The organism is Burkholderia sp. BCC1988, assembly GCF_905339895.1.
GTDB lineage: Bacteria > Pseudomonadota > Gammaproteobacteria > Burkholderiales > Burkholderiaceae > Burkholderia.
Genome location: NZ_CAJPHA010000011.1, coordinates 61,457 through 78,934 on the forward strand (window position 1 = coordinate 61,457; position 17,478 = coordinate 78,934).

General features: G+C 59.9%; 14 protein-coding genes. All 14 read left to right on the forward strand.

Annotated elements, in window-relative coordinates:
* Positions 1 to 323 precede the first annotated feature (323 nt).
* The 14 genes from tssH to tssL all read left to right on the forward strand — a co-directional run bounded on the left by tssH (position 324) and on the right by tssL (position 17,472).
* A complete protein-coding gene (tssH, locus tag U4012_RS17415; RefSeq protein ID WP_321800287.1) occupies positions 324 to 3,029 on the forward strand; it encodes a type VI secretion system ATPase TssH in 2,706 nt (901 codons plus the stop codon).
* 20 nt (positions 3,030 to 3,049) lie between these two features.
* Positions 3,050 to 3,589 (forward strand): type VI secretion system contractile sheath small subunit, encoded by a 540-nt coding sequence (gene tssB / locus U4012_RS17420; protein ID WP_321800289.1) that lies wholly within the window; start codon positions 3,050 to 3,052, stop codon positions 3,587 to 3,589.
* A gap of 27 nt (positions 3,590 to 3,616) precedes the next feature.
* Entirely contained in the window at positions 3,617 to 5,110 is a 1,494-nt protein-coding gene (gene tssC, locus U4012_RS17425) for a type VI secretion system contractile sheath large subunit (RefSeq protein ID WP_321800291.1), read from the forward strand.
* A gap of 87 nt (positions 5,111 to 5,197) precedes the next feature.
* A complete protein-coding gene (locus tag U4012_RS17430; protein WP_321800293.1) occupies positions 5,198 to 5,683 on the forward strand; it encodes an Hcp family type VI secretion system effector in 486 nt (161 codons plus the stop codon).
* Between the two features lie 85 nt (positions 5,684 to 5,768).
* Complete coding sequence (tssJ, locus tag U4012_RS17435) at positions 5,769 to 6,272, forward strand: type VI secretion system lipoprotein TssJ (protein WP_321800523.1); 504 nt, start codon at positions 5,769 to 5,771, stop codon at positions 6,270 to 6,272.
* A gap of 31 nt (positions 6,273 to 6,303) precedes the next feature.
* The gene (gene tssK, locus U4012_RS17440; RefSeq protein WP_321800296.1) at positions 6,304 to 7,650 is read left to right on the forward strand and encodes a type VI secretion system baseplate subunit TssK; all 1,347 of its coding nucleotides are present in this window, start codon (positions 6,304 to 6,306) and stop codon (positions 7,648 to 7,650) included.
* 34 nt (positions 7,651 to 7,684) lie between these two features.
* Positions 7,685 to 10,207, forward strand: a complete 2,523-nt coding sequence (locus U4012_RS17445; RefSeq protein WP_321800298.1) for a type VI secretion system Vgr family protein — start codon at positions 7,685 to 7,687, stop codon at positions 10,205 to 10,207.
* Between the two features lie 18 nt (positions 10,208 to 10,225).
* Positions 10,226 to 11,299: a hypothetical protein gene (locus tag U4012_RS17450; protein WP_321800300.1), complete on the forward strand. Its 1,074-nt coding sequence runs from the start codon at positions 10,226 to 10,228 to the stop codon at positions 11,297 to 11,299.
* A 282-nt stretch (positions 11,300 to 11,581) separates the two neighbouring features.
* Complete coding sequence (locus U4012_RS17455; protein WP_321800302.1) at positions 11,582 to 12,046, forward strand: DUF3304 domain-containing protein; 465 nt, start codon at positions 11,582 to 11,584, stop codon at positions 12,044 to 12,046.
* Positions 12,043 to 12,654 carry a DUF3304 domain-containing protein gene (locus tag U4012_RS17460; RefSeq protein ID WP_321800304.1) on the forward strand — a complete coding sequence of 204 codons (612 nt, stop codon included), beginning with the start codon at positions 12,043 to 12,045 and terminating at the stop codon, positions 12,652 to 12,654. Before U4012_RS17455 ends, U4012_RS17460 begins: the two co-directional genes overlap by 4 nt.
* Entirely contained in the window at positions 12,651 to 14,885 is a 2,235-nt protein-coding gene (locus U4012_RS17465; protein ID WP_321800306.1) for a DUF2235 domain-containing protein, read from the forward strand. Before U4012_RS17460 ends, U4012_RS17465 begins: the two co-directional genes overlap by 4 nt.
* 82 nt (positions 14,886 to 14,967) lie before the next feature.
* Positions 14,968 to 15,837 carry a DUF4123 domain-containing protein gene (locus U4012_RS17470; RefSeq protein ID WP_321800308.1) on the forward strand — a complete coding sequence of 290 codons (870 nt, stop codon included), beginning with the start codon at positions 14,968 to 14,970 and terminating at the stop codon, positions 15,835 to 15,837.
* A 26-nt stretch (positions 15,838 to 15,863) separates the two neighbouring features.
* Complete coding sequence (locus U4012_RS17475; protein ID WP_321800310.1) at positions 15,864 to 16,145, forward strand: PAAR domain-containing protein; 282 nt, start codon at positions 15,864 to 15,866, stop codon at positions 16,143 to 16,145.
* A 22-nt stretch (positions 16,146 to 16,167) separates the two neighbouring features.
* Entirely contained in the window at positions 16,168 to 17,472 is a 1,305-nt protein-coding gene (gene tssL / locus U4012_RS17480; RefSeq protein WP_321800312.1) for a type VI secretion system protein TssL, long form, read from the forward strand.
* Positions 17,473 to 17,478: the final 6 nt, after the last annotated feature.

Genomic DNA, 17,478 nt, shown 5'->3' on the forward strand with positions numbered 1-17,478 from the left:
TATAATAACAATGCGTTACGACGTGAAAGCAGATCGTATGAATCCCGTTCGGGACGATCGGGTAGCGTTCGCTGGATAGGCGGTGCGTTGATGTATGGTGAGCGAAAGTTAATCATTGTCGTGTTGAGATTCACCCGTTGACGCGGCGCCAGGTTCATGTTGATAATTCGCCCAGCGTGAAGCAATTGCCGTTTAATTTGAGCCGGAAATTTCGATCTTGGTGTCGAGGAAGGGCTCATCTGGCATGGCACGTGAATAGGACTCCTGCATGATTTGCCGAGAGAGACGCAACATGCCGAAGTGAACAATAACGAAGGAGTAGCATGACGATTTCACGCCAGGCGCTGTTCGGAAAGCTCGGGGTCCAGCTTTACCGCGCCATCGAATCGGCGACCAGTTTTTGCAAGCTTCGCGGTAATCCGTACGTCGAGCTTGTTCATTGGCTGCACCAGCTGCATCAGCAGCCCGACAGCGATCTTCACCGCATCGTTCGGCACGCCGGCATCGAACACGAGACGCTCGAACGTGATTTCACACGTGCGCTCGCCGCACTGCCGGCTGGCGCCAGCTCGATCAGCGATTTCTCCTGGCATATCGAATCGGCCATCGAGCGCGCCTGGGTGCTTGCCACGCTCAGTTTCGGCGATCGCCGCGTGCGAGGCGCATGGCTCATCGCGGCGCTTGTCACGACGCCTGATCTGCGCCGAGTGCTGCTGTCGATTTCGCCTACCTTCGGCAAGATTCCCGTCGACGAGCTGGATGCCGCGCTGCCGGCGTGGATCGATGGGTCGCCGGAAGGCAGCGACGCACCCTATGATCAAAGCGACTTTTCGGCTGCCTCGCCGGGCGACGCGTCTGGCGCAATGCCCGCGACCAAGCAAGGCGCGCCGCTGGAGCAGTACTGCACCGATCTGACTGCTCGAGCGCGGGCGGGCGAAATCGATCCGGTCGTTGGTCGCGAGCTTGAGATTCGCACGATGATCGACGTATTGCTGCGTCGTCGACAGAACAATCCGCTGCTCACCGGTGAGGCAGGGGTAGGCAAGACCGCTGTCGTAGAAGGACTCGCTCGCGCGATCGCATCCGGCAATGTGCCGCCGAAACTGGCCGATGTGCGATTGCTGTCGCTCGATGTGGGAGCTCTGCTCGCCGGCGCCAGCATGAAAGGCGAATTTGAGGCCAGGCTGAAAGGACTGCTCGAGGCGGCAGCGAAATCGACCGTGCCGGTCATCCTGTTTGTAGACGAGATTCACACGTTGATCGGCGCGGGCGGCCAGGCTGGCACGGGCGATGCCGCCAACCTGCTGAAACCTGCGCTGGCACGCGGAACGATTCGGACGGTTGGTGCGACGACCTGGGCCGAGTATAAGCGGCACATCGAGAAAGATCCGGCCTTGACACGGCGTTTTCAGGTCCTGCAAGTCGGCGAGCCGTCCGAGACGGCTGCGGTCGATATGGTTCGCGGCCTGGTGCACACATTCGCGACGCACCACGGCGTGGTGATTCGCGATGAAGCAATTCGCGCCGCGGTCGCGCTGTCGCATCGGTATATCCCGTCGCGCCAGCTGCCCGACAAGGCCATCAGTTTGCTCGACACCGCGTGCGCACGGGTGGCGCTCTCCCAGCATGCCACGCCGCGCGAACTGGACGACGTGCGCCAGCGCGTGGCGGCGGCGCGAGCCGAGGAAGCATTGCTTGCGCAGGAAGCGCGCATCGGTCTCGACGCGGACAACGGATTGGCACAGGTTCGCGCACGCATCGACATGCTTGCGACGGAAGAGGTTGCAATCGAAGCGCGTTGGCGCGAGCAGGCGACTGCCGCGCAGATCCTGCTGTCGGCACGCGAAAGTGTCATCACGGGCGACGGTGAGCCGGAAGGGCTACCGACGTCGATCATGACGTTGCGTGAGCTGGAGCGCCGACTGAGCGAGTTGCAAGGCGATGCGCCGCTCGTTTTTCCCGAGGTCGACGATGCGATCGTCGCGGAGATCGTCTCCGATTGGACCGGGATTCCGGTGGGACGCATGGTGACCGATGAGGTGGCCGCGGTGCGTACGCTCGCAACCACGCTCGAGGCGCGCGTGATCGGGCAGGGCGACGCACTCAGGCAGGTCGTCGAACGTGTTCAGACCGCGCGCGCCGGTCTGACCGACCCGAAAAAACCGCTCGGTGTGTTTCTGCTCGCGGGCCCGTCCGGCGTCGGCAAGACGGAAACCGCGCTCGCGCTTGCGGAAGCGCTCTATGGCGGTGAGCAGAACCTGATCACGATCAACATGAGCGAGTATCAGGAAGCCCATACCGTTTCGGGCCTGAAGGGCGCGCCACCCGGCTACGTCGGTTACGGCGAAGGCGGGGTGCTGACGGAGGCGGTGCGCCGCCGGCCTTACTCGGTCGTGTTGCTCGACGAGATCGAGAAGGCGCACCGTGACGTGCACGAGATGTTCTTCCAGGTGTTCGACAAGGGCTACATGGAAGACGGTGATGGCCGCTACATCGATTTCCGCAACACGACGATCCTGCTGACGAGTAATGCCGGTTCGGATTTGACCGCGAGCCTGTGCGCCGATCCGTCGCTCGCGCCCGATATGGAAGGCTTGCGGGAGGCGCTGACGCCCGAACTGCTGAAGACTTTTCCGGCGGCGTTTCTCGGGCGCGTGACTACGGTGCCGTATCGACCGCTCGCCGATGGCGCACTGGCGAGCATCGTGCGCCTGCATCTGAATCGCGTCGTCGCACGCATGGCCGAGACCCACAACATCGCGCTCGAATACGGTGACGAAGTTGTCGCCTACATCGTCGCGCGCTGTCTTGTGCAGGAGACGGGGGCGCGCGTGCTCATCGGTTTTATCGAGCAGCATATTCTGCCGCGACTCTCCGGGCTGTGGCTGGACGCATTCACCTCGAAGCAGTCGCTCTCGCGCATCGCGATCTCCGTAGTCGATTCCTCTGTCGCGCCAACCCAGGCGCTCAACTTCGAGGGATCCCATTCCGTTCAGACGAGTGGGTTCTCTGAACCCGCAGTCAATTAACCACCGCCAGGAGCCTGTTCATGTCCGCCAGCAGTTCGCAGAAGTTTATCGCGCGCAATCGTGCGCCACGCGTTCAGATCGAGTACGACGTCGAGGTCTACGGTTCGGAAAAGAAGGTCGAGTTGCCGTTTGTAATGGGTGTGCTGGCCGACCTGTCGGGCAAGCATCCGGTCGAGCCGCTTCCGGCCGTGTCGGACCGTCGTTTCCTGGACATCGATATCGACAACTTCGACGAGCGCATGAAAGCAATCCGTCCGCGTGTCGCGTTTGCTGTGCCGAATACGTTGACGGGAGACGGTCAGATGATGGTCGACATGACCTTCGAGAGCATGGAAGATTTCTCGCCGGCAGCAATCGCCCGCAAGGTAGAGCCGCTTCGCCAGTTGCTCGAAGCACGCACGCAGCTCGCCAACCTGCAGACCTATATGGATGGCAAGTCGGGGGCCGAGGCGCTCGTCACTCAGTTGCTGCAGGATCCCGCGCTGCTGAAGTCGCTCGCGGCCGCACCGAAGCCGGTGCGCAACGACAACGACGCCGCCGATGCGGAAAACGCAAACTGACCGACAAACCGATTGAGGATGACCACCATGGCGAAACAGGAAGCACGGGCAGTTTCCACTCAAACAACCACCGAGTCTGATTTTACGAATCTGCTCGAAAAGGAATTCCGTCCGAAAACCGAGCAGGCACGTGAAGCGGTCGAATTCGCGGTCCAGACACTTGCGGAGCAGGCGCTGGCGCAGACCGCCACGATCAGCGACGACGCCTACAAGAGCATCGCGGCGATCATTGCGCAGATCGATCACAAGCTTTCCGAACAGATCAACTTGATCCTGCATCATGACGATTATCAGGCGCTGGAATCGGCCTGGCGCGGCTTGCATCATCTCGTGTCGAACACGGAGACCGACGAGCATCTGAAGATCCGCGTCATGGACGTTTCGAAGACCGAGTTGCACCGTACGATGCGTCGCTACAAGGGGCTCGCGTGGGACCAAAGCCCTCTGTTCAAGCAGATCTACGAGGAAGAATACGGCCAACTGGGCGGTGAGCCTTATGGTTGCCTCGTGGCCGACTACTACTTCGACCATACGCCGCCGGACGTCGACTTGCTGGGATCGATCGCGAAGGTCGCGGCGGCGGCGCATACGCCGTTCATCACCGGCGCCGCGCCGTCGGTGCTGCAGATGGAATCGTGGCAAGAGCTCGCCAATCCGCGCGACCTGACGAAGATCTTCACGCAAAACCTCGAATACACCGCGTGGAACTCCATGCGCAACACCGAAGACGCGCGCTACGTGGGACTTGCCATGCCGCGTTTCCTCGCGCGTCTGCCGTACGGTGCGAAGACCAATCCAGTCGACGAATTCGATTTCGAGGAAGACACGAACGGCTCGGATCACAGCCGCTATGGCTGGGCAAATGCAGCATACGCAATGGGCGTCAACATCAACCGTTCGTTCAAGCTGTATGGCTGGTGTTCGTTGATTCGCGGGGTCGAGTCGGGCGGCACGGTCGAGAATCTGCCGTGCCATACGTTCCCCACGGACGATGGCGGCGTCGACATGAAATGCCCGACCGAAATCGCGATTTCGGACCGGCGTGAAGCCGAGCTGTCGAAGAACGGCTTCATTCCGCTCGTGCATCGCAAGAATACGGATCACGCGACCTTCATCGGCGCGCAATCGCTGCAGAAGCCGGCCGAGTATCACGACGCGGACGCCACTGCCAATGCGAACCTGTCAGCACGCTTGCCGTACCTGTTCGCGTGCTCTCGCTTCGCGCACTACCTGAAGTGCATCGTGCGCGACAAGATCGGCGCGTTCAAGGAGCGCGAGGACATGCAGCGCTGGCTCAACGAATGGGTCATGCATTACGTCGATGCCGATCCCGCCAACTCGTCGCAGGACACGAAAGCGCGCCGGCCGCTGGCCGCGGCTGAAGTGCTGGTCGAAGACGTGGAGGGCAATCCAGGCTATTACCAGGCCAAGTTTTTCCTGCGTCCGCACTTCCAGCTCGAAGGGTTGACCGTGTCGCTTCGTCTCGTGACGAAGCTGCCGTCGATCAAGGAGGCCGCCTGACATGTCGGTGGGAATACTCGTGTGGCCGGGCACGATGCACTTTGAACCCGGTCGATTTCATCATCAGCAATAACGTGGAGTGAAGAGATGGCTCAGGATATTTTTCTGAAAATCGATGGCATCAATGGCGAGTCGCTCGACGACAAGCACAAGGACGAGATCGAGGTCCTGAACTGGGACTGGGAGATTCAGCAGGAATCGACGATGCATTCGGGCAGCGGCGGCGGCGCAGGCAAGGCCACGGTCAAGGATCTGACGTTCGATCACAGCATCGATCGCGCAAGCCCCAACCTGATGAAGTATGCGTTGACGGGCAAGCACATCGATCAGGCGACGCTGGTCATGCGCAAGGCCGGCGGTAATCCGCTCGAGTACCTGAAGCTCACGATGAGCGACGTGATCGTCACGCGCGTGAAGCCGTCGGGCAGCAAGACGGATGCCGAGAAGAGCCGCGAAACGGTGTCGCTTTCGTTCGCGAAGGTGAAGCAGGAGTACGTCGTGCAGAACGCGCAGGGCGGTAGCGGCGGTGCTGTCACGGCAAGCTTCGACATCAAGGGCAACAAGGAAGCATAAGCCCATGAAACACCGCGTGCCGGGCGGCCCGTCTGCTCCCTGCGTGTGCGCGGTGTTTCTCGCAGTCAATCAAGGTAAATCCTGCATGCGTTCGATCATGACCGTTCCCGCGCTCGTCTGTGCTGTTGCGCTTGCCGCCTGCGCGAGCGGCGAACCGAAACCGAAGGAGCCGATTCGGCTCGAAATGAGCGTGAACGCGCTGCCCGGCGTCAATCCCGATGATCGCAGCCGGCCGGCGCCGATCGTCGTGCGCGTTTATGAGTTGAAGAACGATGGCGCGTTCAAGGCGGCCGACTTCTTCACGCTTCAGACGCAGGACAAGACCGTGCTGGCTGATGACGTCGTGAAACGCGACGAGATGCAACTGCGTCCCGGTGAGCACCAGACGATTATCCGTCGGCCGGATCCGGCAACGACGGCAATCGGCGTGATCGCCGCTTATCGTGATCTGCCGAATTCGGTATGGCGGACGGTTTATACCATGCCGACCACGCTCGACAAGGCGTGGTACAGCTTCGCCATGCCCAAGCTGAAACTGACCATCGATCTTGACACGAATGCAGTCAAGATCGCTGAAACGAAGAAATGAAGCGCGTCGCGCAACGAAACGGAAGACAAGCATGAGCTGGTACGCAAAGGTCGCCTGGCAGGAGGGGCTGTTTTTTCGTCCGCAACTGTTTCAGCAGCAGGACCGATATTTTGAGAAATACGCGCATATGCGTGCGGCGCCGCTGTCGCCATTCTTCTTCGGTTTCACCCACTTCGCACTCGATCTCGAATCCCTCGCGTTCGGCAAGGTGATCGTCAAGTCGGCTGCGGGTGTGTTTGCAGACGGCACGCCGTTCGATGCACCGGGTAACACGCCGCTGCCGCCGCCGCTGACGATTCGGCCGGAACACCTGGACCAGGTGATTTACCTGGCTGTGCCCGTTCGTTTGCCGAACTGCGAGGAAACGACCTTCGACAGCACGCCCGATTCGCTGGCGCGCTATCTGGTGTTTGACACCGAGTTGCGCGACACGAATTCGATCGGGCTTGCGCCTGAGCCGGTGCAGTTGTCGAATCTGCGATTGAGGTTGCTACCGGAAAAGGAGATGGGCGACGCATGGATCGGCCTAGCGCTTACGCGCGTGAAAACCATCCGGGCAGATGGCAGCATCGAGCTTGACGATTCGCTTGTGCCGCCAGTGTCGGGGTATGGCGCCAGCGACCAGCTTACGAGCTGGGTCATGAAAATTCACGACCTCGCGCGTCTGCGGGCGAATGCGCTTGCGCAACGACTCGCGGGTACCGACGACACCACGGCGAGCGCGGCGACAGTGACTGATTACCTGTTGCTGCAGATCCTGAATCGGTACGAACCGATGCTGCAGCATCTGTTGCGCGTCCCGGCCACGTCGCCGGCGGACGTTTATGCGTTGTTGATCAGCATGGCCGGGGAGTTGTCCACGCATCTTCGAACAGATACGCGGCGGCCGCTCGAATCTCATCCGCCGTATCAGCACACGACGCCGCATCTGTGCCTGAAGCCCGTTGTCGACGATACGCATCGGTTGCTCAATGCCGTGCTGGTTCGTAGCGCGCAGAGCATCGGGCTGGAGGATCTGGGACACGGCATGCGCAATGCGGTCGTCGATCCGGTCGACATGCAGGGGTTTACCGCAATGGTGCTCGCCGTGCATGCGGCGATGCCACCGGACGTGTTGCAGCACCAGTTCGCCGCTCAGGCGAAGGCCGGTCCGTCCGACAAGTTGCCGAGCCTCGTGCGCAGCCATATGCCGGGCATCGGTTTGCAGGCACTCCCGGTGCCGCCGCGGCAGATTCCATTCAATGCGGGTTACGTCTATTACGAATTGACGCAGGGCGGGCCGCTCTGGGAGGAAGTTGTGCGACATGGTGGTTTGGCGTTGCACGTGGCAGGAGAGTTTCCGTCGCTGAAACTCGAGCTGTGGGGTGTGCGCGCGTAAGTAGCGCGAATACCGATCATGAACGGAGAAACAGATGGCCTTGTTTGAAGCACCTCGTACCCTGTCGGTCGCCGGCGCAGCGCTGCCGATGTACGGCAACGAGCCGATCCTCACGCCGGTCAAGTTTAGCGGCGGGGAAACCATCGGCGAGCTGTTCGAGTACACGCTTGAACTGAAAACACCGGATGCGCTGGGGTTTTCGCACAGCATCGCCGCGAACGTTCCGCTCGACAAACTGATCGGCACGGAGGTCACGGTCTCGATTCAGCTCGAAGGCCGAGGTCATTTCATTCCCGGTCTCGCGGGCGATTCGGGCCTGGCCAATGTTGGTGCGGGAACGCGCGAAGTCACTGGCATTGTGAGTCGAGCAGAACTTCTTCGGGAGGACGGTCGCTCGATCGTGTATGCGCTTACCCTGCGGCCATGGTTGTGGCAGGCAACGAAGAATTGCGACTGTCGCATCTTCCAGGATATGTCGGTGGTCGAGATTACCGACTCGGTGTTGTCGGCTTACCCGTTTCCGGTCGAGAAGCGGTTGACGACGCCACGCCCCAACAAGGCATGGCCGAAGCGCGATATTCAACGTCAGCACTTCGAGAGCGACTGGACTTTCCTGCAGCGGTTGTGGGAAGAGTGGGGCATCTTCTATTTCTTCGAGCATAGTGAAGGCAAGCACCGGCTCGTGCTGACCGATTCGATGGGGGCACTCAAGCCGCTTGGCGAAGCTTACGCGACGATCCGCTATGAGGCGCCGACCGGCCGACGTATCGACGAGGAGCATATTCACGATCTGTCGGTCTCGCATGAGCTCACGACGGGTGCAGTGACCAGTGTCGACTACGACTATACGTGGCCGCGCGCGGACCTGAAGGTCGGGCGCGAAGATCCTCGCGATACGGGGCTTGCCAAACAGGAACATTACACGTGGGGCGATTATGCGCAGCCCCAGGCAGGTGCCGCTGGCGTTTCCGGCGATCACAATGATCCGCGCACCGAGGCGGAGTATTTGACGCTCGTGCAGATGCAGGCATACCGCTGCCAGGGGCTCAGGGCGTTCGGCAAGGGGAATCTGCGCGGTTTAGTGACTGGTCAGACTTTTACGTTGTCGCATTATCCGCAAAATGCGGCCAATCGCGAGTACGCGGTTATCGGTTGCAGGTTGACGATTGAAGACGTTGGCGAAGCGTCGGGTGCTGCCCAGCGGTACCACTGCGAAGCGGAATTTACGCTGCAGCCGACCAACGAGCCATTCCGGCTGCTGCGCACGGTCGCGAAGCCGCGCATCACCGGTGTCGAATATGCGGTCGTCACCTGTCCCGATGATCAGGAAATCTGGACTGATGCGTATGGCCGCGTGAAGCTCCAGTTCCTGTGGGACAGGTTGGGGAAGAACGACGAGCGTTCGAGTTGCTGGGTGCGCGTCGCGGGTGCATGGCATGGTGACCAGTTCGGGGGAATCTTTCTGCCGCGCCGGGGGCACGAGGTCGAAATTGCGTTCGTCAACGGCGATCCGGATTTGCCAATCATTGTTGGTAGCGCGGCCAATGCATTCAACATGCCACCGTTCGAATTGCCGAAGAACCAGGCGCTGGCCGGCTATCGCAGCCGGGAGGTCGGGGGCAGGCGGGCGAATACGCTTGCTTTTGACGATACGAACGGAAAAATCCAGGCGCATCTGTCGAGCGACGAGGGCAGTTCGCAGCTGAATTTGGGGTATATCACGCGCATTGCGGGCAATTCTGGCAGGCAGGGTGAGCGAGGCCGTGGTTTCGAGCTTGTGACCAGCCTGTGGGGGGTGATGCGCTCGACGCTGGGGATGCTGATCACGACGCAAGACCACGCTGGCGCTCAAGGGCACGTGAAGGAAATGTCCCAGACGTTGGGCCAACTCGATGACGCGTATCGTCTTCACGATGCATTGAGCCAGGCTGCTCACGAGGCTGAAGCGCAGGATGCCGACGGACACCAGTCGGACCTTGCGAAAACGATCGCTGCCCAGAATCAGCAGATCCGCGGAAGCACCAGCGACGCCAACACCTTTCCGGAACTGGCCGAGCCGCATCTTGTAATCGCGGGGAAGGCCGGTGTCGAACTGGTTACACCAGCGACCGCACATATCGCTGCTCAACAGGTCGCAGTTACCAGCGAAGGCCATGTCGGGATCGCGAGCGGACGTGGTTTCTTTGCGAGCGTGCGTGACACCATTCGCTTGATTGCGCAGCAGGGGGTGGTGAAGTTCGTCGCAGCGACGGGCGACATTGTGCTTCACGCACTGACGAAATCGATTGTCGTGCGGGCACAGAAGCAGATCCTTCTCGAAGCAGATGAAATCGTGCTACGTGGAAAACGGTCAATTCGCCTGGAAACCAACGGCAGCTTCACGCAGATGGATGCCACTGGCATCGTGCATGGCACGACGGGCAAGTTTGTCGCGCACGCGGCGACGCATGATTTGCCAGGGCCGCGAGACGTTCCCGTCGATCTTGCGCCGAAGAAAATCTGCATTGAGTGCTTGCTGAAGGCTGCAAAAGGCGGTTCGGCACTCGTGCTGCGTTAATCCGGAGACCTTGAGGATATGGCATTGCATCCCGTTTCACGACATCTGCGCCGGGGCGTCGCCGTCAGCCTGGCTTGGGTCGCTGTTCTGTGCCTTTCAGCCTACGCCGAATCTCCCTCATCCGCTCACGTAGAGCCGGCAGGTTCGTCGCCATGGCCTATTCGGGCAGTCGCTATTCAGACACCTCGCAACAGAGATGTAATCAATATGCAGGCTGCGTCGATGAACGGTGATGTAATCGTCGGAATCGCAGCGAATCTGCTTCGCGGAACGTCGACCGCCGTTCGTTGGACTGCTCAAACAGGCATTCAGAACGTGGGGATTCCCGACGCGAAAATATCGCGAGCCTTTAACGTTTCGGCAGACGGATCGGTCGTTAGCGGAGCAGTCATCAGCAGCGATGGCAAGTCGCAAGGGTTCCTTCTATCTAAAAGGAAGGGCCTTCAGAAATTTGGTTCGGATTGGCATCAGGTGGAGACATCTGGTATCTCGAATGACGGGAGGGTCGTTGCCGGAACATTCTGGCACCGTGACTACGATCCTCAAGCTTTCTACTGGACGGAACGGGAGGGGGTGCAGTCGCTCGCGGATGACAGGTATTTCCAGGCGATGAAGCTCACAGATACGGCGGCGCTCGGTATTTCTCGTGATGGTTCGACAATTGTGGGTTGGGCTGCTGACGAGAAGCGGGACTACGCCATAGCCTTTCGCTGGACAAAATCGACGGGTGTGAAGTTCATTCGCGAAGTAGGCGAGGGTGACGGCTTGTCCCTGTGGATGGGGGTTTCAAGCAACGGGGCAGTTATCGTGGGAAACGCAAATGACGGTACGTACAGAGCGGGGAATATTAAAGCGTTTCGCTGGACCCAAGAAGAAGGTCCTAAGACCCTGATTCCCGAGAGTTCATCCTCTATGGCGTTGGGTATGTCCTCTGACGGTTCAAAAGTATTTGGCACATACAACGTCAACAATCAAACACATTACTTTGTCTGGACAAAAGACGGCGGCGTTCACGATGCGGGAATAGCGGATGACCGCTACCAATATCTGGTCACTGATCAGGCGATCATCAGGATTGAAGCTCGCGATTAATGTTCTCGAACAGAAACAGATGCAGAGGAAGGGATTTTGACCACTGTTCGCCTGATGACGATCCCCATATCGCGCAGATGTGGCGGTCTGGTGAGGGGAACCAACTGTAACGCGAGGAAGGGATAGACAATGACTCCAGCTTCACGATACCTGCGCCTCGGCATTGGCCTCTTGTCGGCCATCGCGCTGTCGCTTTCGGCGTGCGCCGAGTCTCCGCCATCCGCAGCTAGGCATCTAGTGATACCGCATAGGGTCGAGCTTTTGAGCGGAGACTCTGGCATTTTGAATTACACCCCTTGGTACATCCATACATGGGAGCTGAGTGGTCCGACTGGAACGGGTATTGGTGGCGGGGGACGCAACGCGATGCCTGTCCAAGACAATGGCCGGCCGTCTGGCGGCAGTGGCATGTGCTGCACCAGCATTCCACACGACTGGCAGCCAGACCTGCAACTGACTGTTCGTTGGTTGGTTTTCAAGGATGTCAAGAAGTTTGGCGCAAAGGCACCGGGCGACTGGTACAAGGCGGAGAACGTGCGGTTTGCTAGGTACGACGGTCACCAAGTGGGCGACATATGGGCCATTTTCCTGCCAGGTGACCGGGTTCGGCTGATGGTTTCGGACGGCAATAGTTCGGGAGGAAACGATCTCAACCACCGTCCGCCCGATAACGATCCCTACATCGTTCAGGGCGTACGTGATGACGAATGGAACCAGCTGTATCGCAAGGGAGGGAATACGCAATGAACTCTACTTTACGACACCTGCGGCGATGCGCTGGCCTGCTGTCGGCTATCGTGCTGTCGCTTTCAGCGTGCGCCGAGTCTCCGCCACGCGCGACCACGCATGTCATGGTGCAACCTCAGATTGAACTCTTGAGCGGCGGAAGCAAGTCTCTGAACTATACCCCCTGGTACATCCATACGTGGGAACTGGCCGGACCAGCCGGTACACACATTGGCGGCGGAGGCCCGAACGTTATGCCGGTCCATGACGATGGTGATCCTTCTGGTGGTGGGGCGGAAACGTGCTGCACCAGCATTCCACACGACTGGCAGCCAGACCTGCGGCTGATTGTGCGGTGGTTGGTGGACAAGAAACAGGATGGCAAGACACCGGGCTATTGGTACAAGGCCGAGAACGTGCAGATTGCCAAGTACGACGGCCATCAGGTCGGCAGCATATGGGTGATCTTTCTGCCGGGCGATCGTGTCCGGTTGATGGTTGCCGACGGCAACAGCGCTGGAGGCAACGATCTCAACCACCGTCCACCCGATAACGATCCCTACATCGTTCAGGGGGTACGTGATGACGAATGGAATCGGCTGTATCGCAAGGGAGGGAATGCGCAATGAGTCTGGTGTGGCCTGAGAAGATGCCAGCAACTGGCCGTGTGACGAAAAAGGAAAGCGATGACGCTTGGGCGACCGGGATCTGTCGCGTGACGGACCCGACCATGTCGTGTCCGCAGACGCTGCACATCACGCTGTTCTTCGACGGCACCAACAACAACGACGCCGAGGACAACAACATCTGGAGGGATTCGATCAAGAAGGCCCACACGAACGTCGCGCGGCTTTTCAATGCCGCAGTGGACGACTCGCGCAACGGTATTTTCAAGTACTACATTCCAGGCGTTGGCACGCCGTTCCCGCAGATCCATGAAACCGGCTATAGCTCGATGGGCAAGGCCATGGCCGCCGGCTTCAGCGCGCGCTGTGTGTGGGGTTATACGCGTGTGCTGAACGCAGTGTATACCGCGCTTGGCAAGGATAAGACACGGGAACTCCTTTCTGTTGATGATGCGCGTCGGCTCTCCATCGCCGGTGCAGATGGAAACATGACCGGTTTTAACCCCTATCTCAAGCAGCTTGGCGGCGCAATGAAAGATGCCGTCGACGATAGCGCATGGCCCCGTACGGTCAAGCAGATCTGGATTAACGTAATCGGCTTTTCGCGCGGCGCGGCCGGTGCCCGGGCGTTCGTCCACAGGCTCATCAACGAATGGGCTCCGGGCGGTAAGCTCGGCGACAATGCCGGAAAATATGCACTGCCCTACACGATCAACTTCATGGGTCTGTTCGACACGGTCGCATCGGTTGGCCCCCCCGATTCCACTCGCGTGGCATTGAACGTTAGCGATTTTGCTGGGCATGACGCGTTTGCCAGCGGCGGTGCAATGGCAATTCCCGTTGAGGTCAAGGCCTGCGTGCATGCGTTTTCAATTCACGAACAGCGCATGAGCTTTCCCCTCGATTCGATCAGGAAGGGCGACAACTATCTGGGTGACATACGGCACGAAATCGGCTATCCCGGTGTGCATTCCGATGTCGGCGGCGGTTATGCGCCCGGTGAACAGGGCAAGGCGTGTGACGACAAGGGACAGGGCGACGATTCGCGGAAGCTCAGCCAGATACCGTTGCACGACATGTATATCGCCGCGCTCAAATATGGGGTGCCGCTTAAGCGGGCAGATGCAATTAACAAGAACGATGATCTGAAGAAGGACTTCGCACTTGCCCCCTCGACGATAGCGGCCTTCAACGCGTGGCTTGGGACCAAGCCATCGGTCATGCGTATCGAAGATGTCATCACATTCGGCATGGGGCAGTTGCTCAGCTGGCGCACGCTGCGCGCCCAGATCGGCACGGCTGACTACGTTACCGAGCAGCCGTTTTTCAAGCGGGCAAAGGAAGATCCGAAGAACCCCGAGCAGGTTGCATTCGGCGTCGACGAAGCGACGAAGACCGATCCGCAGATGCAGGAACTGAATACGCAGTTGCAACAGGCTGAACAGCAGAAACGGGAGGCGATGGGCGGGGCGGAGCGGCGCTACGATTGGTTCGGTGTGACTGCGGCTGAAAGCCAGATTTCGAGCATTAAGGCCGCGAAGACCAAGCGCACGGAAGAACTGTGTGGTCAAGTGGCCCACCCGGACGCAAAACCCGGGCCCAACGACCCACCCAACTCCGCGCGTCCGGGCGAAACGGCCTACGACGTTGGCACGAACGACCAGACGGACCTGCGGCAGGGAGCCGAAGAGATGAGGCTGCTCCTGGGTCATCTGTACCCCGATGAACTGCAGCGCTGGCAGGTTCATGCGACTGCGCAGCCCGGCCCTCACGCAGTTCGCGAAGATGTGCTTCCGTCCCCGTCGCCACAGCTTTCCGTGGCGCATGACGGAATCCGGGATGATCCGCGGGGCAGAGCTTCACTAAAGGTGCGACTGGTCGATGGCGTCATGCTAAACACGGTGCGCACCGTCGGGCTCCGGAGCTACGACGTGGCTGACGATGTGGTCCTACAGCCGGTCGAGAAGGCGCGTTCGTTCCTTTTGCAGCACGCCTCGCTGGAGGCGGCTAGGCAATTGCCCGATGCGGCCATCAAGCTCTTCGACGATTACGTGCATGACAGTCGTTGCTGGTTCCGCGTGCCGTATTTCCATGAATACGCCCCGGGCGGTTATTTGTGGCCACGCGTCGTTTTTATCGGAGATGACAAACGGGCCAGCCTGCTCGGTTTCGATCCGCTTCTGGTGGCGCTGAACGAGGCCAATGCGGCCCCGCAGGAAACGGAGGTGGCATGAACGACGAATCCCGGACAAACAAACGTGCCCGATTCCGGCTGCGTGTGCCCGCCGTGACGCTCGCTCATCGGATGGCGCAGGAATGATGTCGAATGCCACGCGGGCGCGCGCACGCCTCCTTTGCCTGATCGATGCCGGGGCCAGTCCAGCTCTTATCTACCCGCTGCTGGAAAAGTCTGGTGCAGACTTTCGTTCCGTTTATTCCGGCCTGCCGGAAGAAGAACTGGGGCCGGCTTCGCTGTTTCTGGCGCCAATCACAGATACCGAGGCTGACTGGGTAGTCGAACTTGACCGGATTGATCGCCAATCGCCTTGCCTATCGCTGGTCTGGAGCCGCGTTGAGCCCCAGACGCTAGTTGCGCATCTGCAGGCATTCTTGTTCGCCGACATTGGCGATGGCATGACGGCCATGGTGCGCTATTTCGACCCGCGCATCACGGACGCCGTGTTCAAGGTATGGGGCGATCAGATCGGCGGCATATTCATGGGACCGATTGAGCGATGGATGTACCGGGGCCGTCACGAGCACTGGCAACGCATCGAGAACGACTCGCTCACGGGCGCCCGCATATGCCGCTCGATCAGGATCGAGCTGGAGCAGTCCGATGTCGATGCACTGTGCGCCCACACCGAACCCGACGAACTGCTGGCGTCGCTTGTGGAAACCGGTCTGGCCGACTTGGGCGGTTCCTACTTGGAACGGTTCAACGACTTTCTACCCCGCTACCAGCGGGCCGTGCAATGGGGGTTCTCTGAGCCTGCTGACCGATTCGCATTTTGTCATCACAGTTACCTCTATGGTTCTGACTTCGACCACCACCGTTGCATCTACGATGCGCTGGCAGGCAGGGAAAAGGGCAAATCTTTCGGCTCCGTGATGGACACCGTCCCGCGTCACGTCTGGGACGAACTCAAGCGCAAACGCGACGTAGAAACTGATGCTGCCCTATAGAGAACGCGTTGGGCAAAGGAATGGACATGGCAATGCAGATTATCGTGGTCGGCGACCTGACTTCGCACGGGGGCCGGGTCATCTCCGGTTCGGACACACACAATGTTGGCGGCAAACGGATTGCGCGGCTGTTCGACCTGGTCGACTGCCCGCAGAAGTATTCGGATGGACGGCCACACGGCATCAACAAGATTATCGAGGCGCACCCGACCTTCACGATCGGTGGCGTGCGTGTGGCGCTCCATGGGCACCACACCGAGTGCGGCTGCGCGCTAATTGGCAGCACGACTGCCTGCGTAGGGGACTAAGCGCATGGTAAAGGTTAGTGACGTGTCCGGTATCGTTTCGCCCAAGGTCTCCCCGCACATTTCGACCGACACACATTCCACCAGCGATGTCAACGCCGTGGTCGCCAATGCTAAGGATGGCGTGCAGACACGACTCAAGGCGGGACCGCCGGAGGCCTTTGACGAGCGTCTCGCGAGGGTAGGTGTGGCAAGGAACCCGCTACTGGAAGCCTCGCGGGTACTACTGCGCGCGCAGGCCGACATGCAAGATCTTCGTCTGGAGTCGAAACAGGCGATCGCCACATTTCGCGATGTGCTGGTACAGGAAGTCGGGACGTTCCAGAAGCTGTGCGAGCAGGTGAGTATCCGCCGCGACCACATGATCGGCGCGCGCTACTGTCTGTCCACTGCGCTCGACGAGATGGCGATGCAGACGACGTGGGGACAAAGCGGCGAGAACGGGGTGGAGTGGATCAGCAGCGGCCTCGCTACGACCTTCCATGAGGACCGCCAGGGCGGCGAGAAGGTATACCTGCTGATTGGTCGGCTACTGGAAGACCCGCGCGACCACCATGATCTCCTCGAAGTCATCTACCGCATTCTCAGCCTGGGCTTCGAAGGACGTTACCGACACGAGGCCAACGGTTCGCGCAAGCACGATGCAGTCCGCCAGCGCCTCTACAACGAGATCACGGCGCAGCGTGGAGCGGTGCCGATGACGCTTTCGCCCCACTGGCAATCGGATGTGAAGGGTAAGCGGTTGTCGTTCTACGATTTTCCGGTATGGGTCACGGTGACCATTCTGTCGGTAATTCTGCTCGGCCTGTTTGGTTGGTTCAAGTATGAACTGCTGAGTCGGGGTGCCGACGTCCAGAAGCAGATCGCCGACATAGCGCGTATGACACCGCCGCCAGCGCCGCAGCAATTGCATTTAAAGCAACTGCTCAAGGCCGAAATTTCTGCCGGCACGGTAAGCGTCGACGAGGATTCACGTCACAGTGCAGTGACTTTCCGCGGCGACTCAATGTTCCAACCCGGTGGTGCATCGGTTAAGGCAACGATGGGGCCGCTGATCGCGAAGATCGCTGGCGAGATCGCGAAGGTGCCCGGCAAGGTGACCGTGCTCGGCTATACAGACAACGTGCCGATCCGCAGCCGCCAGTTCGCATCGAATGAAGCGCTGTCGGAAGAACGGGCTACCCAAGTCATGCAGATGCTGCAGGCTGCCGGCGTGCCGGCGACCCGTCTCGAGGCGATCGGCAAGGGGGATGCCGATCCGATCGGCGACAACCGCACTGTACAAGGACGCGCGCAGAACCGGCGCGTCGAGATCAGCGTTGCGCAATGAGCCGGA